Origin of the sequence: Nonomuraea sp. K271 (assembly GCF_009908215.1) — a bacterium.
Taxonomy (GTDB): domain Bacteria; phylum Actinomycetota; class Actinomycetes; order Streptosporangiales; family Streptosporangiaceae; genus Nonomuraea; species Nonomuraea longispora.
This window is the reverse complement of sequence record NZ_JAAAHR010000057.1, coordinates 1-23,245: the sequence shown is the minus strand read 5'-3', so window position 1 is coordinate 23,245 and position 23,245 is coordinate 1. Positions and strand designations below refer to the sequence as shown.

At 71.8% G+C, this 23,245-nt stretch carries 21 protein-coding genes; 9 read left to right on the top strand and 12 right to left on the bottom strand.

The features are described 5' to 3' along the window. Positions 1 to 5: 5 nt before the first annotated feature. Both GUY59_RS20785 and GUY59_RS20780 read left to right on the top strand, forming a co-directional pair. Positions 6 to 1,541, top strand: a complete 1,536-nt coding sequence (locus tag GUY59_RS20785) for a tripartite tricarboxylate transporter permease (RefSeq protein WP_138201661.1) — start codon at positions 6 to 8, stop codon at positions 1,539 to 1,541. Beyond that, positions 1,538 to 2,842, top strand: a complete 1,305-nt coding sequence (locus GUY59_RS20780; RefSeq protein WP_236667343.1) for an enolase C-terminal domain-like protein — start codon at positions 1,538 to 1,540, stop codon at positions 2,840 to 2,842. The genes GUY59_RS20785 and GUY59_RS20780 overlap by 4 nt, the downstream gene beginning before the upstream one ends. On the opposite strand, the gene GUY59_RS20775 is transcribed toward GUY59_RS20780, so the two are convergent. From GUY59_RS20775 to GUY59_RS20765, 3 genes are read right to left on the bottom strand one after another with little or no spacing between them, the layout of a single operon-like run. Further along, positions 2,843 to 3,559: a FadR/GntR family transcriptional regulator gene (locus tag GUY59_RS20775; protein WP_138201662.1), complete on the bottom strand. Its 717-nt coding sequence runs from the start codon at positions 3,557 to 3,559 to the stop codon at positions 2,843 to 2,845. Between the two features lie 10 nt (positions 3,560 to 3,569). Beyond that, on the bottom strand, positions 3,570 to 4,715 hold the full coding sequence (locus tag GUY59_RS20770; RefSeq protein ID WP_161714633.1) for an L-talarate/galactarate dehydratase: 1,146 nt from the start codon (positions 4,713 to 4,715) through the stop codon (positions 3,570 to 3,572). After that, positions 4,712 to 5,881 carry an L-talarate/galactarate dehydratase gene (locus GUY59_RS20765; protein ID WP_236667342.1) on the bottom strand — a complete coding sequence of 390 codons (1,170 nt, stop codon included), beginning with the start codon at positions 5,879 to 5,881 and terminating at the stop codon, positions 4,712 to 4,714. The genes GUY59_RS20770 and GUY59_RS20765 overlap by 4 nt, the downstream gene beginning before the upstream one ends. 63 nt (positions 5,882 to 5,944) lie before the next feature. Between GUY59_RS20765 and GUY59_RS20760 the strand changes: the two genes are divergently transcribed. After that, positions 5,945 to 6,796, top strand: coding sequence for a DUF72 domain-containing protein (locus GUY59_RS20760; protein WP_138201664.1), 852 nt, complete (start codon positions 5,945 to 5,947; stop codon positions 6,794 to 6,796). A 28-nt stretch (positions 6,797 to 6,824) separates the two neighbouring features. Here GUY59_RS20760 and GUY59_RS20755 read toward each other — a convergent pair whose 3' ends face one another. Beyond that, positions 6,825 to 7,079, bottom strand: a complete 255-nt coding sequence (locus tag GUY59_RS20755) for a hypothetical protein (RefSeq protein WP_201761124.1) — start codon at positions 7,077 to 7,079, stop codon at positions 6,825 to 6,827. Then, complete coding sequence (locus tag GUY59_RS20750; protein ID WP_161714632.1) at positions 7,072 to 7,212, bottom strand: hypothetical protein; 141 nt, start codon at positions 7,210 to 7,212, stop codon at positions 7,072 to 7,074. Before GUY59_RS20750 ends, GUY59_RS20755 begins: the two co-directional genes overlap by 8 nt. Positions 7,213 to 7,363: 151 nt before the next feature. On the opposite strand from GUY59_RS20750, the gene GUY59_RS20745 reads away from it, so the two are divergent. After that, a complete protein-coding gene (locus GUY59_RS20745; protein ID WP_138201665.1) occupies positions 7,364 to 8,137 on the top strand; it encodes an IclR family transcriptional regulator in 774 nt (257 codons plus the stop codon). An 11-nt stretch (positions 8,138 to 8,148) separates the two neighbouring features. Here the strand turns inward: GUY59_RS20745 and GUY59_RS20740 are convergent, their stop codons facing one another. The 6 genes from GUY59_RS20740 to GUY59_RS20715 all read right to left on the bottom strand — a co-directional run bounded on the left by GUY59_RS20740 (position 8,149) and on the right by GUY59_RS20715 (position 14,614). Then, complete coding sequence (locus GUY59_RS20740) at positions 8,149 to 8,856, bottom strand: alpha/beta fold hydrolase (RefSeq protein ID WP_138201666.1); 708 nt, start codon at positions 8,854 to 8,856, stop codon at positions 8,149 to 8,151. A gap of 327 nt (positions 8,857 to 9,183) precedes the next feature. After that, entirely contained in the window at positions 9,184 to 10,026 is an 843-nt protein-coding gene (locus GUY59_RS20735; protein WP_132329747.1) for a class III extradiol dioxygenase family protein, read from the bottom strand. 3 nt (positions 10,027 to 10,029) lie between these two features. Beyond that, positions 10,030 to 10,377 (bottom strand): extradiol ring-cleavage dioxygenase, encoded by a 348-nt coding sequence (locus GUY59_RS20730; RefSeq protein ID WP_132329749.1) that lies wholly within the window; start codon positions 10,375 to 10,377, stop codon positions 10,030 to 10,032. Positions 10,378 to 10,458: 81 nt separating this feature from the next. Next, a complete protein-coding gene (gene desA / locus GUY59_RS20725; RefSeq protein ID WP_138201667.1) occupies positions 10,459 to 11,859 on the bottom strand; it encodes a syringate O-demethylase in 1,401 nt (466 codons plus the stop codon). A gap of 274 nt (positions 11,860 to 12,133) precedes the next feature. Beyond that, on the bottom strand, positions 12,134 to 12,811 hold the full coding sequence (locus GUY59_RS20720) for a response regulator (RefSeq protein WP_132329753.1): 678 nt from the start codon (positions 12,809 to 12,811) through the stop codon (positions 12,134 to 12,136). 6 nt (positions 12,812 to 12,817) lie between these two features. After that, positions 12,818 to 14,614 (bottom strand): sensor histidine kinase, encoded by a 1,797-nt coding sequence (locus GUY59_RS20715; RefSeq protein WP_201761123.1) that lies wholly within the window; start codon positions 14,612 to 14,614, stop codon positions 12,818 to 12,820. 465 nt (positions 14,615 to 15,079) lie between these two features. Between GUY59_RS20715 and GUY59_RS20710 the strand changes: the two genes are divergently transcribed. Further along, positions 15,080 to 15,961, top strand: a complete 882-nt coding sequence (locus tag GUY59_RS20710; RefSeq protein WP_201761122.1) for a methylenetetrahydrofolate reductase — start codon at positions 15,080 to 15,082, stop codon at positions 15,959 to 15,961. A gap of 58 nt (positions 15,962 to 16,019) precedes the next feature. Continuing rightward, positions 16,020 to 16,901, top strand: a complete 882-nt coding sequence (purU, locus tag GUY59_RS20705) for a formyltetrahydrofolate deformylase (RefSeq protein ID WP_138201668.1) — start codon at positions 16,020 to 16,022, stop codon at positions 16,899 to 16,901. A 31-nt stretch (positions 16,902 to 16,932) separates the two neighbouring features. Here purU and GUY59_RS20700 read toward each other — a convergent pair whose 3' ends face one another. Further along, a complete protein-coding gene (locus GUY59_RS20700; RefSeq protein ID WP_252374984.1) occupies positions 16,933 to 17,913 on the bottom strand; it encodes an acyl-CoA desaturase in 981 nt (326 codons plus the stop codon). Between the two features lie 205 nt (positions 17,914 to 18,118). Here GUY59_RS20700 and GUY59_RS20695 point away from each other — a divergent pair, with 205 nt between their 5' ends. The 3 genes from GUY59_RS20695 to GUY59_RS20685 form a co-directional block, all read left to right on the top strand. Beyond that, positions 18,119 to 19,420, top strand: a complete 1,302-nt coding sequence (locus GUY59_RS20695; RefSeq protein ID WP_138201670.1) for a cytochrome P450 — start codon at positions 18,119 to 18,121, stop codon at positions 19,418 to 19,420. A gap of 2 nt (positions 19,421 to 19,422) precedes the next feature. Next, positions 19,423 to 21,027, top strand: coding sequence for a peroxidase family protein (locus GUY59_RS20690; RefSeq protein ID WP_138201671.1), 1,605 nt, complete (start codon positions 19,423 to 19,425; stop codon positions 21,025 to 21,027). After that, positions 21,024 to 23,245 (top strand): hypothetical protein (locus GUY59_RS20685; protein WP_201761121.1); only part of this gene is annotated, 2,222 nt, incomplete at its 3' end. The genes GUY59_RS20690 and GUY59_RS20685, both read left to right, overlap by 4 nt.

Sequence of the window (23,245 nt, the reverse complement as noted above, 5' to 3'; positions counted from 1 at the left end):
GTCACATGGACATCTCCCCGATCATCAACGGCTTCGGCGTCGTCCTGGAGCCGGGCAACCTGCTCTACTGCCTCGTCGGCGTCATCATCGGCATGCTCATCGGCGTGCTCCCCGGGCTGGGCCCCGGCGCGACGATCGCCATCCTGCTGCCCCTCACGTACGGCGTCGGGCCCGTTCCGGCGATCATCATGCTGGCGGGCATCTTCTACGGCGCCCAGTACGGCGGGACCATCACCTCCGTGCTGCTGCGCCTGCCGGGCGAGGCGTCCTCGGTGGTGACCGTCTTCGACGGCTTCGCGCTGGCCAAGCAGGGCAGGGCGGGCACCGCGCTCGGCATCGCGGCCATCGGCTCCTTCATCGGGGGCACCGTCTCGATCCTCGGCCTGACGCTGCTGGCCCCGATCGTCGCCGGCTTCGCGCTCGACTTCGGGCCTCCCGAGTACGCGGCGCTGGGCGTGCTCGGCGTGCTGCTGATCTCGTCGGTGGGCAACGGCCACAAGCTCAAGGCCATCATCGCCGCCTGCGTCGGCCTGCTGCTCGCGACCGTGGGCCGCGACACCTTCACGGGCGCGGAGCGCTTCACCTTCGACAGCCTCAACCTGGCCGAGGGCATCGACTTCGTGCCGCTCGCCATGGGCCTGTTCGGGCTCAGCGAGATCCTCTACAACATCGAGGAACGCCACAACCAGGTCCACTCCCCCGCCAAGGTCGGCAACGTGTGGCCGTCCCGCAAGGACCTCGGCCGGTCGAAAGGCGCGATCGGGCGGGGCTCGCTCATCGGGTTCTTCCTCGGCGTGCTGCCGGGCGGCGGCGCCACGTTGTCCTCCCTGGCCGCGTACGCGTTCGAGAAGCGGCGCGCGAAGCAGCCGGAACGGTTCGGCCGGGGCGCCGTCGAGGGCGTGGCCGCGCCGGAGACCGCCAACAACGCGGCCGCCACCTCGTCGTTCATCCCGCTGCTGACCCTCGGCATCCCGGCCAACGCCACGATGGCCCTCATCTTCGGCGCGCTGCTCATCCAGGGCATCCAGCCGGGCCCGCAGCTCGTCGCCCAGCACCCCGACGTCTTCTGGGGCGTCATCAACTCGATGTACATCGGCAATATCCTGCTGCTCATCATGAGCATCCCGATGGTCGGCGTCTTCGTGCGGATCCTGCGCGTGCGGCCGGCCATCCTGGCGCCGATCACGGTGCTCATCACGCTGCTCGGCGCGTACACGGTGAACAACCAGGTTTACGACATCTTCCTGGTGATCGCCTTCGGCCTGCTCGGCTACCTGATGAAGAAGCTCGGCTTCGAGCCGGGGCCGCTCGTGCTGGCGTTCGTGCTCGGCTCGATGATCGAGAACTCCTCGCGGCAGTCGCTGCTCATCTTCGGCGGCGACCCGACCGGCTTCTTCACCCGCCCGATCTCGGGCACGGTGCTCGCGCTGGTCCTGCTGGTCGCCGTCCTGCCCCTCATCCGCAAGGCCCTGCGCCGCCGCAGGCCCGCCGAGGAACCGGCCGGGCGCGCGGACGAACCCGTCGAGGAGAACACGCCATGACCATGCGCGCCGGACATCGGCCCACGCCTGAATCGCAGGCGGGCGGCCGGGTCAGCCGGGTGTCCGTCACCCCCGTCGCCTTCCGCGACCCGCCCCTGCTCAACGTCGTCGGCGTGCACCAGCCGTACGTGCTGCGCGCCATCGTCCAGGTGCACACGGACGCCGGGCTGGTCGGGCTCGGGGAGACGTACGCCGACCAGGCCCACCTGCAGCGCCTCGAAGCCGTCGCCGCCGCCCTGCCCGGCCTCGACGCGTTCGACCTGAACGGGCTGCGCCGCGTGGTCGTGACGGCGCTGGGCGCGTCCACCGGCGGCGCGGGAGCCAGTTTCGGCGGCATGCTCGACCTGTCGAGCGCGGTCGACACCGTGGCGGCGCCGTTCGAGGTGGCGCTGCTCGACCTGCAGGGCAGGGCGCTCGGCCGGCCGGTCAGCGACCTGCTCGGCGGCGCCGTACGCGAGCGTGTGCCGTACTCGGCGTACCTGTTCTACAAGTGGGCCGCTCACCCGGGCCAGGACGACGACACGTGGGGCGAGGGCCGCACGCCCGAGCAGATGGTCGCCCAGGCGCGGCGCATGGTCGACGAGTACGGCTTCGGCGCGATCAAGCTCAAGGGCGGCGTGTACGAGCCCCGCCACGAGGTCGAGACCGTCGAGGCGCTGGCCGCGGCCTTTCCCGGGCACGCGCTGCGCATCGACCCCAACGGCGCCTGGACCGTCGAGACGTCGGTCGAGGTGGCGGACCGGCTCTCCGGCGTGCTCGAATATCTTGAGGACCCCACGCCCGGCATCGACGGCATGGCCGCCGTCGCCGGGCGGAGCGTCCTGCCACTGGCGACCAACATGTGCGTCATCGCCTTCGAGCATCTCAAGCCGGCCGTCGCCGCCGACGCCGTGCAGGTCGTGTTGTCGGACCACCACCTGTGGGGCGGCCTGCGGCGCTCGGCCCTGCTCGGCGGCATCTGCGAGACGTTCGGCATGGGGCTGTCGATGCACTCCAACTCACATCTCGGCGTGAGCCTGGCGGCGATGACGCACCTGGCGGCGGCGACCCCCAACCTCACCTACGCCTGCGACACGCACTATCCGTGGAAGTCGGAGGACGTCGTCAGGCCGGGGGTGCTGGAGTTCCGCGACGGGAGCGTGGCCGTGCCGGCCGGGCCCGGCCTCGGCGTGGAACTGGACGAGGACGCGCTCGCGGCCCTGCACGAGCAGTACGTCACGTGCGGGCAGCGCGGCCGCGAGGACACCGCGTACATGCGCACGGTGGTGCCGGGCTTCACGCCCAACACGGCCCGCTGGTAGTCAGGGCGCCTGCAGCCGGGCGCGCGAGTTGGACAGGTGCAGCCGCATCGCGGCCCGCGCCGCCGCCGCGTCCTGGTCGGCGACGGCGCGGTAGACGTTCTCGTGTTCGAGCGTCACCCGGGTGAGGTGGGTGGCGTCGGAGACCGTGTAGCCGTGCGCCAGCCGCGTGCGCGGCAACATGATCATCATGGGGCCGATCGAGGCGAGCAGGTCGGAGTAGAAGCGGTTGCCGGAGGCCAGCGCGACCTTGAGGTGGAAGCGGAAGTCGGCCTCGACGGCGTGGCCGGGATGCTCAGCGGAGCTCCCGGGGTCGACGAGGGCACGTTCGATGGCCTTGAGCTGCAGGTCGGTACGGCGCTGCGCGGCCAGCCCCGCCGACTCCGACTCGACCCCGATGCGGAAGTCGATCATGTCGAGGACGTCGCGGTGCGTGCGGACCCGCGAGGTCTCCACGGAGAACGGCGCGGGAGCGGGCACGTCGAGCACGAACGAGCCACGGCCCTGGAAGGTCTCGACGAGCCCCGCCGCCTGCAGCCGCGAGATGGCCTCGCGGACCACCGTGCGGCTCACGCCGAACTCCTCGACCAGCGAGGACTCGGTCGGCAGCTTCTGGCCGGGGGCGATCTCGCCGGCCAGGATGCGGGATTTGAGCCGCTCGACCAACTCGTGGGCGAGGCCACGCCCGGTGTCGCGATCGAGTTTCCTGTCCGGCGGCACGGGTGACAATTTACCCGCCCGGCGCGCGGAACTCGACGGCGTCGAGGCACCAGGCGGCGGCCTCGTCCGCGACGCTGAGCCCGAGGCCGGGCCGCTCGGGCACCCGCATGCGGCCGTCCTCGATCGTGAGGCGCTCGTCGAACAGCGGTGACAGCCACTCGATGTGCTCGACCCAGGACTCGCGCGGGTGCGCGGCGGCCAGGTGCACGTGGATCTCCATCACGAAGTGCGGCGCGACCTGGAGGCCGGCGTGGTCGGCCAGCGCGGCGACCTTGAGGTAGGGGGTGATGCCGCCGGCGCGGGGCACGTCGGGCTGCAGGACGTCGCAGGCGCGCAGGTCGATCAGGCGTATCAGGTCGGGGACGCTGGAGAGCATCTCGCCGGTGGCGATCGGGGTGTCCAGAGCGTCGGCCAGGCGGGCGTGGCCCTCGGCGTCGTACGCGTCGAGCGGCTCCTCGATCCACACCAACCCCACCTCCTCCACCGCCCGCCCGAACCTCAACGCGGAATGCCGGTCCCACTGCTGATTGGCATCCACCATGAGCGGCACATCCTCCCCCAGATGCTCACGCACCGCCGCCAGCCTGCGCAGATCCTCCCTCATGTCCGGCTGACCCACCTTGATCTTGATCCCGCCGATCCCGCTCGCGAGCGACTCCGCGGCCCGCGCCTTCACCTCCTCGACCGGAGCGTGCAGAAAACCGCCGGAGGTGTTGTACGTCCGCACCGCGTCACGATACGAACCCAGCAACTTCGCCAGCGGCAACCCCGCCCGCCTCGCCTTCAGATCCCACAGCGCGACGTCCACCGCGGCAAGCGCCTGCGTCGCCACACCGGAACGCCCGACCGACGCCCCCGCCCACAACAACATGTCGTAGACCCTGCCGATGTCGGACGGATCCTGACCGAGCAGGCGTTCCCCGATCTCCGCGGCGTGGGCGTACTGCGCGGCGGTGCCGGCGCGGGTGGTGTAGGAGAAGCCCAGCCCTCCCAGGCCGTCGGTCGTGGTGACCTCGCAGGTCAGCACGTCGATCCTGGTGAGCGGGCGCTGGCGTCCGGTGGCGACCTTGGCGTCGCTCACCGGGGCCGGGAGGGGCACGGCGTAGCGGCGGAACCGTACGGACCCGACGCGGTCGCCCGGCGCTGTCACGCTCATCTCCGGCCGAACTCGACGCTGTCGGAAACCCATGCGCGGCACTGATCGCTGAGGGTGAAGCCGAGGCCGGGCCGGTCGGGCACGATCATGCGGCCGTCACGGGTCTCCAGGCGCTCGTTGAACAGGGGGTTGAGCCACTCGAAGTGCTCGACCCACGGCTCGCGCGGGTAGGCGGCGGCAAGGTGGAGGTGGATCTCCATGGCGAAGTGCGGCGCGAGTTCCAGGCCCGCGTGGTCGGCGAGGGTGGCCAGGCGCAGGAAGGGGGTGATGCCGCCCACGCGCGGGGCGTCGGGCTGGATGACGTCGGCGGCGCGGGCCTCGATGAGTCGGACGTGCTCGGCGACGCTGGAGAGCATCTCGCCGGTGGCGATCGGGGTGTCCAGAGCGTCGGCCAGGCGGGCGTGGCCCTCGGCGTCGTACGCGTCGAGCGGCTCCTCGATCCACACCAACCCCACCTCCTCCACCGCCCGCCCGAACCTCAACGCGGAATGCCGGTCCCACTGCTGATTGGCATCCACCATGAGCGGCACATCCTCCCCCAGATGCTCACGCACCGCCGCCAGCCTGCGCAGATCCTCCCTCATGTCCGGCTGACCCACCTTGATCTTGATCCCGCCGATCCCGCTCGCGAGCGACTCCGCGGCCCGCGCCTTCACCTCCTCGACCGGAGCGTGCAGAAAACCGCCGGAGGTGTTGTACGTCCGCACCGCGTCACGATACGAACCCAGCAACTTCGCCAGCGGCAACCCCGCCCGCCTCGCCTTCAGATCCCACAGCGCGACGTCCACCGCGGCAAGCGCCTGCGTCGCCACACCGGAACGCCCGACCGACGCCCCCGCCCACAACAACATGTCGTAGACCCTGCCGATGTCGGACGGATCCTGACCGAGCAGGTTCTGCGCGACCTCCTTGGCGTGGGCGTACTGCGCGGGGCCGCCCGCCCGCTTGGAGTAGCTGAAACCGGTGCCGTGGCGGCCCTCGTCCGTCGTGATCTCGGCGAACAGGAACACGACCTCGGTCATCGGCTTCTGCCGGCCGGTGAGGACCTTGGCGTCGCTGACAGGCACGTCGAGCGGGAGCGTGACGGAGGAGAGCGTGACGTGGCGGATGCGGTCGGCGGCCATGGCGGTCCCAAGGGTCGGCGTGCTGGAGGTCGCCGTCATCATATGAGTACTTAGGTCGTATGACAACTTCTCCGGTTCCCGCCGGTCTTCGATAGCGTCGCGTTCATGCGGCTTCATGTGGGATGCGCGATGTGGACCCACGCGCGCTGGCAGGGACGCCTCCTGCCCGCCGGGCTCCCTCCCGGCGAGCGGCTGCGCGCGTACGCGACCTGGTGCGAGGCGGTGGAGGGCAACACGACCTTCTACGCCACGCCGTCGAGGAGCACCGTCGAGTCGTGGGCCAGGCAGACCGGCCCCGGCTTCCGCTTCGTTGTCAAGCTGCCCAAGACGATCACCCACGAGCGCCGCCTCACCGGCGCCGGCGACGACCTGCGCACGTTCCTGGAGGCGATGGAACCGCTGGAGTCGCGGATCCACGCCCTCTGGCTGCAGTTGCCCGGCTCGTTCTCGCCTGCCGACCTCGGCGCCCTCGCGGCCTTCCTGCACCGGCTGCCCCGCTCGCACAGGTACGCCGTCGAGGTGCGGCACCGCGCGTTCTTCGAGGACGAGCGGTCACGAGGCGTCCTCGAACGGCTCCTCACCGGCTTCGACGCCGAGTGGGTGCCCTTCGACACCACTGTGCTCTTCGAGAGCCCACCGACAAGTGACGCCGAACGGGACGCGTGGACGAAGAAGCCGCGCCTGCCGCGCCGCACGCACGCCCTCACCGACCGCCCGATCGTGCGCTACCTCGGCAGGGACGACGAGGCGCGCACGATCGGCGGCTGGCGTCCGTGGGCCGACACCGTGGCGGACTGGCTGCGCGAGGGCCGCTCGCCGACCGTGTTCGTCCACACGCCGGACAACGCGGACGCGCCGGTGCTCGCCCGCCGCTTTCATGACGACGTACGCGCCCGCGTGCCCGAGCTGGAACCCCTGCCAGAGCCGCTGCCCAGCGAACCGCTGACCCTCTTCTGACCCGGATGGCCGGATGGACACGGGCGCGCTACGTCCCGTCCGGCAGCACGACGCGGTCCAGCGTGTACGGCGTCGGCTCCAGCGCGTCGGACATGATCGCCTCCATCACCGGCAGCGGGACGAGACAGTCGGCGCAGGCGTCCGCGCCCGCCACGATCTCGACCACCACCCGGTTCCCGCCGGTCAGCGTCCAGCTCAGCGCGTAGCCGTCGGACGCCATCAGCTCGCGGAACTTATCGAACGCGCGGTCCAGGACCGCGCCCTCCTCCGCCGGGCTAGACATCGAGGTCCTTGACCTGGGCGATCGACGGGGTGTCCCCGCGCATGCCGAACGTCTCGATGACGGTGGAGACGCCCGCGTTGCCGGCCCCGGCGACCATCACCACGATCGAGGACGGCGTCTTCAGCGCGGGCACCCTGTCCGGGGTGTCCGAGGCGCTCGCCTGGTCGGGAACGGCGTCCGGGTGACCGGCCGGGAGCCTCCAGCGGGTGCGCCGCGACAGCGCGTCCTTGCCAAGGCCAGCTACCTTTCCGCATACCGGAAGCCCGGATCGGGAGGAGCGCGACATGGCGGACGAGCGGCGTTCGGTCCTCCGGCGCGCGCTGCGCGTCCTCGAGACGGTGAGGGACGCGGGAGGCGGTCTCAACCTGTCCGGCATCAGCCGCCGTTCCGGCGTGCCGCTCACCACCACGCACCGGATCGTCGCCGAGCTGCACGAGTGGGGCGCGCTCGAACGCGACGACGCCGGCGGCTACCGGATCGGGCTGCGGCTGTGGGAGGTGGCGGCGGGCACCCCCCGGTCGGTGTGGCTGCAGCGAGTCGCCCTGCCGTTCATGCTGGACCTGTTCGAGACCACCCACCGCGGCGTGCACCTGGCGGTCAGGGAGAAGGACCAGGTCGTGTTCGTCGAGCGGTTCCTGAGCTCCGAGACGGCCACCGACCGCACCTGGGTGGGCGGGCGCTACGAGCTGCACTCCACCGCGATCGGGCTGGTCCTGCTCGCCCACGCGCCGCGGGAGTTGCAGGAGGAGATCGTGACCGGGCCGTTGACGATGCCGGGCTGGAGCTCCCCGATCACCGAGCACGAGCTTCGCCGGACGCTGGCCGGCATCCGCCGTACGGGTTACGCGACCACCCCGATCCGCCAGGAGCACCGGTCCGTGGCCGCGCCCATCCACGGCTCCGGCGGCACGGTGGTGGCCGCGTTGTCGCTGATCCTGCCGCTGACGGAGTCGTACGGACCGCGACTCGCCCACCTACAGGGCACGGCCAGGGGCGTCTCGCGGGCACTGGGCGCCCCGCAGGCCCGCTCCTGTTCCTCTGCCGGCGTGCGGAAATAGGCCCGCCCGCGTCACGCGGCGGCGACACTCAGCAGCAGCTCAGCCAGCTCACCCGGCGCGGTCACCATCGCCTCGTGGCCGGTGGCGATCTCGTGGACCGGCCAGCCGCGGGCGGCGGCCCGCTCGGCCTGCGGCGTGAACACCCGCATCCAGTCGGTGCACTCGACGAACGCCGCCGGGACCTGCTCCCCCTTGCCGCTCAACCGCAGCGGCTCGGTGTAGGTGAGCCACGGGTGCGGGGTGAGCCGCGGGGTGAGCCAGTCGAGATCGGCCTGCTCGGTGACGCCCAGGACGCTCAGCGAGCGCACGGGGATCAGCCAGCCGAACCCCGGCCCGGCCACCGACTCCCGGTAGTGCCCGGCAACGGTGGCGGGTAGCAGGTCGATCGCGGCCTCGCCGTCCTCGCCCACGAAGGCGTCGAGGTGCACGCGTCTGGCCAGGCGCTCACCGACGCGGTCGGCCACGCCCGAGACGACCTGCCCGGCGTAACTGTGGCCGACGAGCACCACGTCGCGGGCGTCGTACGCCTCGATGAGCGCCACGACGTCCTGGACGTGGGTGGCGAGCCCGACCTGCGGGTGCAGCACGTGCGCGCGGTCGCTGAGGCCGGTCAGGGTGGGGGTGTGGACGTCGTGGCCGGCGGCGCGCAGCAGCGGGGCCACCCGCTGCCACGCCCAGCCGCCGTGCCAGGCCCCGTGGACCAGCACGAAGGTGCTCACTGGTGCACCATCCTCTTGTCGGTAGTTGAGAGACTGCTGATGCACCCGAGGTGCCGGGTCACCGCCCTGCTCGCTCGATCCCGAGGTCCAGCATGAGTTCTGCGGGATCCGGCGGTCCTCCGGGGCGTGCCGACCGTCGACAGGGCTGAGCGCCACTGAGCGCCGAACAGTGAGCTGACCGGCTGCCACGTCCTGGTACCGAAAAGAGGGTGCCTCCCCACTGGGCTAGCAGCCAGGAGGCTGTTGTGCAGTATGCCCCCATCACGTGCCTGCCCGCGAGCGCGCCGAACGGTGTGACTGCGGGTGTCGACTGGGCGGCCGACCTGGTCATGCGTTCTCCAAGACGATCATCCCGGCTCCGGTCATCGAGGCGGGTACGAAGTAGTGCCGGTGCCTGACGACGACCTCCGGGTCGAGCGCGCCCCGCATGACCAGCCACATGATCAGCTCGGCCCCCTCCCCGCCGAAGGTCTCGACGTACTGCTCCCTGCTCCAGCCGGCGAGCTTGCCGGGGTCGTGGGCGATGTCCTGGAGGAAACGCCGGTCGGCATCCGGGTTGACGAACCCGGCGCGGGCGCCCTGCAGCTGGTGGGACAGGCCGCCGGTGCCGAGCACCACGAATCTCTCGTCGCTGTCGTAGTCCGCGATCGCCCGGCCCAGCACCTCGCCGAGCGCGTAGAGGCGGTCCGGCCGCGGGATCGGGTACTGCAGCACGTTGACGAAGATCGGCACGACCTTCACCGGCCACGCCTCCGGCGGCCTCCCCCAGAAGAGCTCCATGGGCACCTGCAGGCCGTGGTCGACCTTGATCTCCTGAATGATCTCCGGGTCGAAGTGGTTGTCCACCAGGGTGTCGACCAGGTGCCAGGCGAAGTCGGCCGCCCCCTCGAACGGAGGGATGGCCCGCGGCCCCCAACCCTCGTCCACCGGGTGGTACTCGGCGGCGCAGCCGACCGCGAACGTGGGCACCCGATCCAGGAACAGGGCGTTGAAGTGGTCGTTGAAGACGACGACCGCGACGTCCGGCCGCTGCTCGCGCACCCACTCCTGGGCGGGCACGTAACCGTCGAAGAACGGTTTCCACTCGGGCGTGTCGCGCAGGCCCTTGTCCAGCGCCGCCCCGATCGAGGGAACGTGCGAGGTTCCCAGCCCCCCGACGATTCTTGCCACGACTCACACCTTCTTCCCGAGCCTGTCCCGCAGGAACGACTCGTGGTCCATGCCGGCCTGGTGGGCGCCGATCTCGGTGATCCGCACGGGATCGACCGCAGAGATCTTCAGGATGAAGAACAGATTGCCGCCGAGGCGCACCATCTCCTTCCAGTCGCGCGACAACACCGCGGCCTTCTCCTCCTCGTTCAGGCCGAACCGGTCCAGGTAGGCCGGCTCGTCGGCCTTGAACGCCGCGCGGTTGGCCGGGTCGCCCAGTCCCATGGCCATCTTGTTCATCCGGTAACCGCGAAGCTGCCGTTCGCGGTCGAGGAGGGGCGTGTCGGGTATCCGGTCCGGTTCCCCGCCCATGGGCTTCTCCCTTGTCTTGACAGCGCCGGTTTGACAGTGCCGGTTTGACAGTGCCGGCTCGGCACGTCGGCTCAGAACGGCTCAGGCTCGGGCCGCCCGCCAGCCGCCGTCCGCATAGATCTTCCGGGCGACCTCCGCGTACGGGACGGGGCTCACGGTGGCGCTGATCTCGACCTGACCGTGACCCTCGACGGTGAGCTTGTTCGAGCCGCCGTCGGGCTCGCCCCACACCAGCGACACCTGGGCGCCGGGCTCGGCGTGCTCCTCGTCGAGCATCGCCAGGGTCAGCATCTTGCGCTCGTTGGCGCTGTAGCCGATCCACGTCGAGATCCCGCCCGGCTCGCCGTGCGCCTTCACCAGGTCGTACGGGTGCATCGAGTACACCGCGGAGGGGAACTCGAACCACTTCGCCGGCAGCCCGCGTTCGAGCTGGGTGTTGACGGCCTCGAGGAAGTCGGCGTTGTCCAGCGCCAGGGTGACCTTCTTGCGGTGCGGGCCGGCCGCCTTGGCCTCCAGCGCCCCACGCCCGACGAAGTCGTGGTCGTACTTCACGAACGAGCCGTAACCGAGGTCCCACGGCGTCAGGTAGTAGTCCTCGATGTCGTCCGAGACGAAGCTGCCGCCGATGGAGGCCGCGGCCTCGTATGAGGCGCCCGGCAGCCACTGGCGGTACGCCTTGAGCGCCTCACCGGTGTAGATCGCCGGCAGGGGCGACGGGATCCAGCCGGACTCCAGCGTGTTGGTGGAGTAGGCGCGCCCGCCGACCAGCCGCATGCCGTACTCCTCGCCGGCCTCGACCAGCGCCTGGTGCACCTCCTCGCCCTCCGCCCACGGCCCGAACAGTTCGTACCCGGGCTGCCCCGCCATGCCGTGACGCAGCGCGCGGACCTGCCGGCCCGCGATCGTCATCGTCGTCATGTGGAAGAACTTCAGCTCGGGCGCGGGCCCGCCGGTCGCCTTCTCGATCACCTTGACCGCGTTCGGCCCCTGGATCTGGTACCGGTAGTGGGTACGGTTGAACGGGTCGGGGCGGGCCGCCGAGCGCTCGTCGAGCGTGACCGTGACGTCATGGCCGCCGGTCTCGGCGTGGTAGCGCACCCAGTTGAGTGCGGGGATGCGTCCGACCAGGTTGAAGGTGTTCTCCGCCAGGTGGAAGAGGATGCCGTCGCCGATGACGTAGCCGTCGGGGGTGCACGGCACGAACTGCTTGGCGGTGTCGACGGGGAACCTCGCGAAGCTGTTGACCCCCAGGTAGGACAGCAGCTTCAGCGCGTCGGGCCCCTCGACCAGCAGCTCGGCCATGTGGAACGACTGGTTGAACAGCACGCACGTCTGCTGCCAGGCCAGTTGCTCGTCACGCCAGTTCGTGTACTCCGGCGGAACCCCGGGATAGACGTTCGGCCCGGCCGGGAGGTTGCGCAGATGATCCGCCACGTTGGTCGAAACGCCGTTGAGGATGTCTTGGAGGCTCTTGCCGGACATGGGGTGTCTCCTTAACTGGGGGCTGCTCGCGAGGCGTCTCCGCGCCCGGGAAGAGGCGCGCGGGGCGACGCGCGTGCGCTGAGCTCCGTGCACGTGGGCGTTCGCTGGGGGCCTGGTCATGGCGGCCTGACCTGGATGTTACGCAGCGCCTGCCGGGGCACGGATTGCGCAATTGACGGCTCTTGAGGGGGTGCCGGTCCTAGGCCGCCTACGACAAGTGACGTAGTCCGCGGCCAGGCGTGACCCGCCCGTCCCGACGGGAGGGACACGACGCTCAGCGCGGGGGGTCGACCAGCCCTTCACGCATGGCGACGAGCACCGCCTGCGTCCGCGAGTGCAGCCCCAGCTTGCCCAGCAGGTTGCTCACATGGGTACGCGCCGTCCGTTCGCTGATCACCAGCTTGGCGGCGATCTCACGGTTGGAGCGGCCCTCCGCGATGAGGACGAGCACGTCGCGCTCCCGGCTGGTCAGTCCCGCGACGCCGCTGTGCGGGGCGCGCATCTTCTGGGCCAGCCGCCGCGCCACGGCGGCGTCCAGATAGACGTCGCCGTTGGCCGCGGCGTGGATCGCGGCGGCGACCTCGGACGGACCCGCGTCCTTGAGCAGGTAGCCGGCGGCGCCGTTGGCCAGCGCGGCGTGGATGCGCTCGACCTCCCCGAAGCTGGTCAGGATGACCACGCGGACGGCGGGGAACCGCTTGACGATCTCGGCGGTCGCCTCGACGCCGTCCATCTTCGGCATCATGAGGTCCATCAGCGCCACCCGGGGCAGCGGCTGCTGCCTCACCTTGAGCGACTCCAGCAGGTCGACCGCCTCGCGGCCGTTGGCCGCCTCACCGGCGACCTCGACGTTCTCCAGAGCGTCGAGATAGGCGACGACGCCGCGCCGGACCACGGCGTGGTCGTCCACCACCAGGACTCCGATGGTGCTGTTCTCCGAGGGGGATGTCATGGCTCCTCAGCGGTTCTCATGAGCGGCATCGTGAACGGGGTCGTCGGCGGGGTCGTCGGCGGGCACGTCAGCGGCGTCCTGGGAGACGTCCTCGGCTGCGTTCTCGCCTGTGTTCTCGCCTGTGTTCTCGGCTGGGTCCTTGGCTGGGACGAACACGTCCCGGTGCAGCCCCGTCGGCAGCGAGGGCGGCAGCGGGAGCACGAAGCGCACAGTGGTTCCCTCGTCCCGGCTGGACAGGATGGACAGGTGCCCGGCCCACCGGCCGGCGCGCTCCTTCATCGCCGTCATGCCGAAGCCGCCCTCCTCCCCCGGCAGGTCCGCGTTCTGCGCCGGCAGACCGCACCCGTCGTCGGCGATCTCGCCCTTCAGCCACCGCTGGGAGCGGCGCCCGGTCACCCCCAGGCTGATCGTGACGAGGGAGCCCTGCGCGTGCTTGACGCTGTTGTGCAGCGCCTCGGCGATCATGCGGTAGACGTCCTCGCGGAGCTCGGCCTCCAGGTCGTCAAGCTCATGCTGCCGGTCGGCGATGGCGACCCGCACGTCGAGGCCGGTCCTGCCCATCGTCGACTCGGCGAGCGCGTCGAGGGCCGCCGACAGCCCCTGATCGGCGAGCGGCATGGGGTGCAGGTCGGTCACCATGGCCCGCAGATCGCTCAGCACCGCCTTGGAGACGTGCCCGAGCTCCCCCGCCACGCGCATCACGTACGCCGAGTCGACGACCGTGTCACGCCCGGAGAGCATGCTGAGCGACTCCGCCTGCATGCCCATCGAGAAGACCTGCTGCACCACGGAGTCGTGCAGGTCGCGGGCCAGGCGGTGGCGTTCCTCGCGCCGCGCGACCTCCCGCTCGCGCTCCAGCAGGGCGGCGTAGTCGACGGCCTGCGCCGCCTGCTCGGCCATGGCCAGCAGGAAGTCGAGGGCGGTCCTGCCGATCTCCTGGTCAGGGGCGAAGAAGGCGTTGAGGATGCCGACGGGCTCGCCGCGTACCATGAGCGGCACGCTGGCGAACCAGTCCCACACCGGCGAGCGCATGTAGTCCTTCAGCGCCCGCCACGCGGGGTCCGACATGATCGTGGCGTACCGGTTGGGCACGACGACCGGCTGCCGCGAGGTGAACGCGTCGATCATGCGCAGGTCCGCGCCGGACTCCCGGCATTCGAGCAGCATGTCGAAGAAGTTGTCCGCCTGGCTGAACCCGGCGGTGCCCATGACCTGGAAACGTTCCCTGGTGGCGTTGACCGTCAGGATCTGCACCCCTGCCAGGGCGTCGGCCTCCAGCACCTCCTTCGCCAGGGCCTCCAGCGTGCTGCCGAGCGAGCGTTTGGCGGCCACCCGGCTGGCCGCGCTGGCGATCGCGGCGAGCCTGCGCTGGTGCCGCCGGCTCTCCGTCACGTCGCGGAACGCGACGATGCGCTCGTCGCGGCCGGGCAGCCGGCTCATCCGGTACGCGAACTCGCGGCGGGGCCCCGGCTCCGTCTCCCACACGGTGACCGTCTCGGCCCCCGGGTCCTCGCCGTCCTCGTCCGCGTGCCGCGGCGGGAACGGGGACGCGGCGCCGGCGACGTACGCCGCGTCGAGCCCGCAGAGCGACAGCGCCGCCGGGTTGGCCTGCACGAACCGCCCGTCCGCGTCGATCACCGCGAGACCGTCGGGCATCTGTTCGAGCAGCGCCTCCGCGCAGAGCGGCCGGCGCCCGCGCGGCACCGGCCCGGCGGGCCGCCCGGACCTGACGTCGTCCACCATCGCGGGCGCCCTCCTCGCTGGCTCCGGCCGGTCCTGGTACGCCACGTCACCGATCCCCATGATGCCCCCGTTCCAGGGCAACGGCACTATTTCCACCGGTACGGCCTGCGGGGATACACCATTTGACGTAGACGCCGGCACCGCGGCCGACACCGCGGCCGACACAGCGGCCGACACAGCGCGAAGCACCCTCGACCCGCTTCGGGGACGCCGCGTGCCGCACGCGCCTTCCGCCGGTCATCCGCCCTACGTCACTTGTCGCGTTCCGGCTAGGACGACCGCAGGCGCAAGTGCCGTCATCCGCGTCATTCCCTGGACCGCGCCGGAATCTACTGTCGGTTGCGGATGCCGGTGCCCGGTGTCCCTCCCGGCGCCCGCGTACGGCGGCCCGGGCACGCGCACGATCGCGCTTCCCGGTCGGCGGCCTGCCCTGACGAAAGGTCCCCTCACCATGCCTCCTGCACCTCAGGCCCCCGCTGCCGGCTCCTCCACGGCGCGGGCCGCGCGTGAGAAGAGCCGGGCACGATGAGCAGCCTGCGGGTCGGCGGCCCCGGCCCGGCGCCCGCGCACCGGCAGGCGCTCGCCCAGGCGCTGAACACCGTCAGCTACGAGGTCATGCCGTTCCGCGGCACCGAGGACGCGGTGCTCGCCTACGTGCCGCGTACCATTCCGGTGACCGTCACCACGACCGAGGCCAAGGGCCTGGCGGCCACCGTCGACCTGGCCAGGCGGCTGGCCGGGCACGGCTACTCGGTCGCCCCCCACCTGGCCGCCCGCCAGGTGAGGGACGGGCGGCAGCTGACCGACCTCGTCACCGAGCTGCGTGAGGCGGGGATCGACGGCATCTTCGTGATCGCGGGTGACGTCGCCCGGCCCGCGGGCGGCTTCCCCGACGCCCTCTCCCTCCTGGAGGCGCTCGACGCGAACGGCCATCACTTCCGGCGGATCGGGATCGGCGGCTACCCCGAGGGCCACGGCAGCATCCGCCAGGAGCTCATCGACCGCGCCATCGAGCTGAAGGCCAGGTACGCCACCCACGTCATCACCCAGCTGTGCTTCGATGCGGCGACCATCTCCGGCTGGGCCCGGCGGCTCAAGGAACGCGGCGTCGGACTGCCGATCCACGTCGGCCTGCCCGGGGCCGTCAGCCGGCAGAAGCTCATCCGCATCTCCGCCGGCCTCGGGCTCGGGCAGTCGGCCCGTTTCCTGAACAAGCAGCAGAGCCTGTTGTGGCGCTTCTTCCTGCCCGGCGGGTACAGCCCGGACCGGCTGGTCGAGCGGCTCGCCCCCCGCGTCTGCGACCCGGAGGGCAACCTCGCGGGCTTCCACCTCTTCACGTTCAACGAGCTCGAGAAGACCGAGTCGTGGCGTCGCGGCATGCTGCTCAGGGCCGGGTACCACACATGACCACCCGCTGGCACCGCGCCGACGGCACCGACCCACCAGTGAGGAGCCGACCCCGACCATGACCGCCGCAGCCGCAGCCCGCTCCGCCGGGCAGTGCGTCCTCATGTTGTCCTGCCCGGACACGCCGGGCATCGTGTACGCCGTCGCCGGGTTCCTCTTCGACCGGCAGTGCACCATCGTGCAGAGCCGGCAGTTCCACGATCCGGACAGCCACACCTTCTTCATGCGCGTGCAGTTCGCCCACACCGACGGTCTCACCCTGCCGGTGCCCGGCCTGCGGCGCGACTTCGCGCACGTCGCGTCGCGCTTCGGGATGACCTGGCGCCTGGGGGACGCCGACGAGAGGCAGCGGGTACTGATCATGGTGAGCAGGTTCGGGCACTGCCTCAACGACCTGCTCTACCGCACCTCCGTCGGAGAGCTCAACCTGGACGTCGCCGCCGTCGTTTCCAACCATCCCGACCTCGCGCCCCTGGCCGACAACTACAACGTGCCGTTCCATCACCTCCCGGTCACGCCCGCGACCAAGCCGGAAGCCGAGGCCCGGCTGCTGGAGCTCGTCCAGAACGAGCGTGTCGACCTGGTCGTGCTGGCCCGCTACATGCAGATCCTCTCCCCCGAGCTGTGCAAGCACCTTGAGGGCAGGGCCATCAACATCCACCACTCGATGTTGCCCAGCTTCAAGGGCGCGCGTCCCTACCAGCAGGCGTACGAGCGCGGCGTCAAGCTCGTCGGCGCCACCGCGCACTACGTCACGCCCGACCTCGACGAGGGGCCGATCATCGACCAGCAGATCACGCGCGTGGACCACTCGCTCAGCGCCGGCGAGTTCGTCGCGTTGGGGCGGGAGGTGGAGTGCCGGGCGCTGGCCAGGGCGGTGCGCTGGCACACCGAGAACCGGGTGGCGCTCAACGGCCACAAGACCGTGGTCCTGCACTGACCGGCGCCGGCGCCTTCGCGTCTCCCGCCGCTCAGCGGCGGTCGGCGCGGCGCGCGGCCAGGCGGGCGTCCAGGCGGGCGTCCAGGCGGGCGTCCAAACGGGCGGGGTCGGGCCAGCGCACGGCGTACGCCCAGCCGGCGCGCTCGAACCAGCGGATCAGCCGCGCGCTCGGGTCGAGCTGGCCCTTGAGCACCCCGTGCCGGGCGCAGGCCGGCTCGACGTGGTGCCAGTTGTGCCAGCCCTCGCCCAGCGTCAGCATCGCCACCCACCACACGTTCGACGAGCGGTCCCTGGTGAGGAACGGCCGCTCGCCGAACGTGTGCGCGATCGAGTTGACCGACCACGTGACGTGGTGGACCACGGCGTAGCGGACCAGTCCGCCCCAGAACAACGCCGACCAGGCGCCCTCCCACGACATGGACCACAACCCGCCCGCCGCGGCGGGCAGCGCGAACGACAGAACGACGACGGCCGGGTAGGCGGCGTCGAAGCGCCGGACGTCCGGATCGGCCAGCAGGTCCGGCACCCAGTGGCGCCGGCTGGAGCGCAGGCGCGCGGTGCAGAACCAGCCCACGTGGGCGTGCGCCATGCCGCGCAGCAGGGCCCAGCCGTCGTCGCCGTGGCGCCACGGGGAGTGGGGGTCGCCCTCGCGGTCGGCGTACTTGTGGTGGCGCCGGTGCTCGGCCGCCCACAGGGAGACGGGGCCCTCGACCGCCATGCCGCCGGCCAGCATCAGCGCGATCCGCAGCGGCCTGCGGCACCTGAAGGCGCGATGGGTGAACAACCGGTGGTAGCCGATGGCGATGCCGAAGATGCTCACGAGGTACATCACGACGGCGATGACCAGGTCGCGCGGGCCGATGCCCCATCCCCACACGGCGGGCACGGCGAGGAGCAGGAGCAGGATGGGGAGCACCACGAGGACGACCAGGTAGGCCGCGCGGCGGCCGGTGGTGAGCGTCACCGTCTCCGCCGTGCCCGAGCCAGACCGCGGGGTGGGTGACGCGTTCACAGTGCCTCCGTGATCGGTGAGGACGACAGGCCTCCCCATTGATGACCGGGCCGCGGGCCTGCGGCTATGGCCTGGGAGTGACGAGCACATCACCAAGTGGAGTCAAAACACTCCGGACGGTAGCAGCCACATCCTGTCTAGATTGTGGCTACACAACGTGATGATCTCTGTGCGTTCCGGCTTCAGCGGAAGGTGGGCAAACGGCATGGGTGCTGCCGATCAGGCGACGACGAGCGGCCATCTGGAGAGATACGACGAGGCGCTGGCCCGCGATCCGATGGCGGCGTTCGGGCTCGTCCAGCAGTGGATGCGCACCGAGTGGCGCAGCCTGTTCGCCGAGCTGCGCGAGCGGCGGCCGATCTTCGTCACGCCCGCCTTCACGGTCGTGACGCGCTTCGCCGACGTGAGCGAGGTGCTCTCGCACGAGTCGGTGTTCTCCGTACGCGCCTTCGGGCCGCGCCTCGACGCCGCCCTCAACGGCCCCTACATGCTGGGCAGGGACGCCACCCCGACGAACTGGCGGGAGAAGGGCCTGATGCGGGTCATGCTCGACCCGGGCGACGCCGTGCGCGTGCGCGCTCTCGCGGGGCGGCTGGCCGACGAAGCCCTCGACGCCGCGCTGCCGGACGGCCGGATCGAAGCCGTTCACGCGCTGTTCCGCCACGTCGCCCTCGGCGTGTGCGCGCACTACTTCGGCCTGCCCGGCCCCGGTCCCGGCACCCTGTCGCGGTGGACGCGGGCGATCGTCACCGACGGCTTCGCCAACTACGCGGGCGACCCCGCGATCCAGGAGGAGTCGGTGCGCGCGGGCGCGGAGCTGACGGCCTACCTGCGCGACCGGCTCGCCGGGCTCCGGGCCGCGCTGCGGGCCGGGCACGACCTGCCCGACGACGTCTTCACCCGGCTCACCCGCACGAGCCTGCCTCCCGGGCTCGGCCTCGACGACGAGCGCATCGTCGTCAACATGGCCGGCCTGCCGCTCGGCTTCGTCGAGAGCGGGCCTGGAGCCATGGCCGAGGCGGTCGAGCAGTTGCTTCTGCGCCCGCAGGTGCTGGCGCGGGCCGTCGAGGCCGCCGACGATCCCGCCCGCTTCGACCCCTACGTGTGGGAGGCGCTGCGGTTCAACCCGTTCTTCAAGCTGCTGCCCCGCATGTGCGAGCGGGACCACGTCCTGGCCGCCGGCACCCCGCGCAGCACGCTCATCCCCGCGGGCACGTTCGTGCTCGCCGCGCCGGCCTCGGCCATGTTCGACGCGGACGTGGTGCCCGAGCCCGGCGAATTCCGCATCGACCGGCCGCGCCACCACCGGCTGTTCTTCGGCCACGGCCACCACTCCTGCCTGGGCGTGCACCTCGCGGCCGTGGTGATCTGCGAGGTCGTACGCCGCCTGCTGCTGCGCCCCGGCGTACGCCCTGTCCCGCCGCCGGAGGGCGTCCTCACCAGATCGGCCGGGATCTTCCCCGACCGGTACGTTCTCGCGTTCGGCCCCGCGGGCCAGGAAGGGTGACGATGACGACGAGCAGGACGACGAGCAGGACGACGAGCAGTGCGCGCAGCGCCGCCACCGACGGGGTCGTCAACCGGCTCAGGTTCCTGGCGCTGACCGGTGGCAGGCCGTTCTGGGACGCCGTGCAGTCCGTGCCGTCGCTGCGGCGGCGCCTCAACGCGGCGCTGATCGACAGCGCGATCCGCGAGATGCCGCCCCGGCCCGAGCCGCTCAGCACGATGGCCGGGTACACCTCGTGGCTCTCGCTGACCGACCGCACCTACAGCGGCAGGCACCTGCCCCCGCTTCCCGTGCCCGAGGCGAACCGGCCGTCCCCCGAGCGGGCCGCCGACCTGTTCGCCCGCGGCGAGACCATGATCCCCTGCCCGCGTTCCACGGTGTTGTTCGCCTACTTCGCCCAGTGGTTCACCGACGGTTTCCTGCGCGGCGACACCAACGTCCCGCGTGATCCCCGCAAGAACACCTCCAACCATCACATCGACCTGAACCAGCTCTACGGCCTCGACGAGACGGCCGCGGCGGCGCTGCGCACGTTCGACGGGGGCCTGCTCAAGAGCCAGACCATCAACGGCGGGGAGTTCCCTCCCTTCCTGTGCGAGAACGGCAAGATCAAGCCGGAGTTCGCCCCGCTGAGCGTGATCCGCTTCGACGAGCTCACCGACGCGCAGCGTGACACCCTGTTCGCTACCGGGAGCGACCGGGGCAACATCCAGGTCGGGTTCACCATGCTCACGGTGTTGTTCCTGCGCGAGCACAACAGGGTGGCGCGGCTGCTCGCCGTACGCCATCCGCGCTGGGACGACGAGCGCCTGTTCCAGACGGCCCGCAACGTCCTCATCGTGCTGCTGATCAAGCTGGTGGTCGAGGAGTACATCAACCACATCACCCCCTACCACTTCCGGTTCACGCTGGATCCACGGCTGACGGCGATGCTGGCCCGCGCGCCCTGGCACCGCGAGAACTGGGCGTCGGTGGAGTTCAACCTGGTCTACCGCTGGCACAGCCTGATCCCCTCCCGGCTGGAGGTGGGCGGTCGCGAGCTGCCGATGGCGCAGACCCTGGCCGGCGGCGCGCTGATTCCCGGGCCCGGGCTCGGCCGGCTCTTCGAGGACGCCTCCCGCCAGCGCGCCGGGCGCATCGGCCTGTTCAACACCGATCCCCACCTGAGGGAGGTCGACGTGGCGAGCATCGCCGACTCGCGGGCGCTCGGCCTGGCGCCGTACAACAGCTACCGGCGGCACTGCCGCTTCCCCCGCGTACGCCGGTTCGAGCAGGTCTCAGGTGACGAGCGGGTCAGCGGCGCGCTGCGCGAGCTCTACCGCGGTGTCGACGACCTCGACCTGTACGTCGGCCTGTTCGCCGAGGAGCCCGGCTCCCCCGACGCCATCCTCCCGCCGCTGCTCACGAAGATCATCGCGATCGACGCGTTCTCCCAGGCGCTGACCAACCCCCTGCTGGCGCCGAGGGTGTTCAACGCCGCGACCTTCTCCCCCGAGGGCCTGCGGATCATCGCGGCCACGCGAACGTTGTCCGACGTCCTGCACCGCAACATCCCCGAGGACCCGCGCCCCCGTTTCATCAGCATGACCCGGCGGCCTGACCGGTGAGCGTGGCCAAGGACGGGCCGCCGGGCAGGACGGCGGACGAGCCGGCGGGCGGGGCTTCCGCAACGCCGAGCGGGCGGACGGGAGCCGCCGGGGCGTCGTTGCGGGAGGCGGCGCGCGAGCTCGTCGGCATCGCCGTCGCCATCAGGCAGGCCGGGGTCCACGCCACGGCCGCCCTGACCGACGGCGCCCTGCTCACGGCCCTGCCCCACGCCCCCGCGGCCGCCCTGCCGGCTCACCGCGCCCTGCTGCGCGCCCTCACCGACGGCGCAGGGCTCGGGTTCGCGCCCGACGGCGGCCGGCTGGGCACCCTGGCGGCGCGGCTGGGCTCTCTCGCCGGTCAGGAGAGCCTGGCCGTCCGGGTGCTCGCCACGTCCTTGCGGCTGCGGATCGCTGCCGTCGCCACCGACCATCCCGAGCTGGCCCGCGACCCGCTCATCGCGCGGCTCGTCGAGGCGGCCGCCGCCGACCGCGATCTGGAGTCCGTACGCGCGCTGCGCTCCCTGTTCAAGGACCGTGGCGCGGTACGCGCGCTCAGCCTGATCGCCCCGATCCTCGGCGAGGTCCTCGCGCTGCGGGCGCTCCTCGACGAGAACCCGCTGAACGACCGCACCGCCTGGCTGATCGCGACCGGCGAGGGCCGCGCCACCGCTGACCCGATCACCGGCATCAGCAACCGGGCCGTCGCCGCGCTCGACACGGGGGCGGGCGCGGCGCGGCGCACCGACCTGACCGCGGCCGAGAGCGCCCGGCTCGACTCCGAGGCGTCCCTGCTCGGCTTCCTGCGCAACATCAGCCTGGTCGGCACGACGGGCCGGGTGCTCGTCCAGAGCGTCGAAGGCCCCGACGGGGTCGTGCGGCACGTCGTCCAGGCGCCCGGTATGCGGGCCGGGCGGCCCGACCACGACTCACCACAGGACCTGCTCGGCGCCTTCAGCAGCTCCGTGCTGGACAGCAACCCGTACAGCCGCGCGCTGGCCGCCGCCGTCCGCGACTACGGCCTGCCGCCGGGCGCCGAGGTGGCCCTCGTCGGGCACAGCGCGGGCGGCGCGGCCATCATGAACCTGGCCCAGGACGCCGAGTTCTGCGCCCGCCACACCGTCACCCACGCCGTCGCCGTCGGCGCGCCCGTCGACTTCAAACGGCCCGCCGACCCCCGCACCTGGGTGGCCAGCGTCACCAACCAGCACGACATCGTCCCCACGCTCGACGGGCAGGGCGCCGGAGCCTGCGTCGACCCGCACCCCGGCTGGTACGTGGTGGACTACTCCGACGCCACGCACCTGTTCCCGCTCTGCCACGGCATCGAGCGCTACCTCGCCAACCTCGCCGACGACCTGCCCGAGGCCCGTGACGAGATGGAGGCGCGGCTCGCGGCGTACCGGGGGCCGGTGGTGCGCTCGCAGGCGTACCGGCTGTTCGACCACGCGCCCCGCCCCGACGGCTTTCCCTTCCTCTCCGTGCCGGCCCACGCCGTGGACGGCCCCGCCGGGCCGGTGGAGCTGCCGATCAGGTGCCTGGACGGCGGCGCTCTGACGTCGTACTTCGCCGTGGACGCCGCCGCGGCGGCCCGCCTGCTGCACGGGAGCGGTTTCGGCCCGGCCGCCGGGGTCGCGGGCCGCGCGCTCGTCACCGTGCACACCGCCTGGAACCGGCACACCAGCGCGGGCGGCTACCGCGAGCTGCACGTCGGCATCGCCGTACCGGACCCGTGGCGTCCCCCGTCAGCCCGCCCGCGCCCGCTCCTGGGCGCGGACCTGCTGCGGAGGGCCGACCGGCGGTGTTCCGGCTCCTTCCTGGCGGGCTCGGTGGTCGACGCCGCCGCCGTCCACGCCGTGGGTGCGCGATTGTGGGGCGGCGAGCCGTGGCTGGCCCCGCTGGAGTTCGGGCTCATGTCCGGGAGCGTGCGCGTCGCCGCCGGCGCTCCCGGCAACCGGCTGCTCACCCTGCACGGCCGGCTCGGCCCCGGCCTGCCCGCGCCCGCCCTCGACCTGGTCGGCTACGTGCCGGGGGCGGCGGGCGAGACGCTGCGGTCCTGCGTACGCAGCCGCGGGCGCGGCCGGCTGCACCCCCTCCCCCGCCTGCGGCTGGCCGTGGGGCCGGGGTCGGCGCACCCGCTGGCTCACCGGCTTCGCGAGCTGGGCCTCCACGGCGCCCGCCCGCTGCTGTGCCTGTCGGCGGGCACGCGCCAAATGCTTCAGTACGCCGCCGTGCCCCTGCC

Bases quoted from the DNA above. Each gene is read 5' to 3' on its own strand.
- GUY59_RS20780 (WP_236667343.1), top strand. From the start codon at position 1,538: ATGACCATGCGCGCCGGACATCGGCCCACGCCTGAATCGCAGGCGGGC.
- GUY59_RS20770 (WP_161714633.1), bottom strand. From the start codon at position 4,715: ATGAGCGTGACAGCGCCGGGCGACCGCGTCGGGTCCGTACGGTTCCGC.
- GUY59_RS20745 (WP_138201665.1), top strand. From the start codon at position 7,364: ATGGCGGACGAGCGGCGTTCGGTCCTCCGGCGCGCGCTGCGCGTCCTC.
- GUY59_RS20695 (WP_138201670.1), top strand. From the start codon at position 18,119: ATGGGTGCTGCCGATCAGGCGACGACGAGCGGCCATCTGGAGAGATAC.
- GUY59_RS20760 (WP_138201664.1), top strand. From the start codon at position 5,945: ATGCGGCTTCATGTGGGATGCGCGATGTGGACCCACGCGCGCTGGCAG.
- GUY59_RS20765 (WP_236667342.1), bottom strand. From the start codon at position 5,881: ATGATGACGGCGACCTCCAGCACGCCGACCCTTGGGACCGCCATGGCC.
- GUY59_RS20720 (WP_132329753.1), bottom strand. From the start codon at position 12,811: ATGACATCCCCCTCGGAGAACAGCACCATCGGAGTCCTGGTGGTGGAC.
- purU (WP_138201668.1), top strand. From the start codon at position 16,020: ATGACCGCCGCAGCCGCAGCCCGCTCCGCCGGGCAGTGCGTCCTCATG.
- desA (WP_138201667.1), bottom strand. From the start codon at position 11,859: ATGTCCGGCAAGAGCCTCCAAGACATCCTCAACGGCGTTTCGACCAAC.
- GUY59_RS20730 (WP_132329749.1), bottom strand. From the start codon at position 10,377: ATGGGCGGGGAACCGGACCGGATACCCGACACGCCCCTCCTCGACCGC.
- GUY59_RS20715 (WP_201761123.1), bottom strand. From the start codon at position 14,614: ATGGGGATCGGTGACGTGGCGTACCAGGACCGGCCGGAGCCAGCGAGG.
- GUY59_RS20710 (WP_201761122.1), top strand. From the start codon at position 15,080: ATGAGCAGCCTGCGGGTCGGCGGCCCCGGCCCGGCGCCCGCGCACCGG.
- GUY59_RS20785 (WP_138201661.1), top strand. From the start codon at position 6: ATGGACATCTCCCCGATCATCAACGGCTTCGGCGTCGTCCTGGAGCCG.
- GUY59_RS20690 (WP_138201671.1), top strand. From the start codon at position 19,423: ATGACGACGAGCAGGACGACGAGCAGGACGACGAGCAGTGCGCGCAGC.
- GUY59_RS20755 (WP_201761124.1), bottom strand. From the start codon at position 7,079: ATGTCTAGCCCGGCGGAGGAGGGCGCGGTCCTGGACCGCGCGTTCGAT.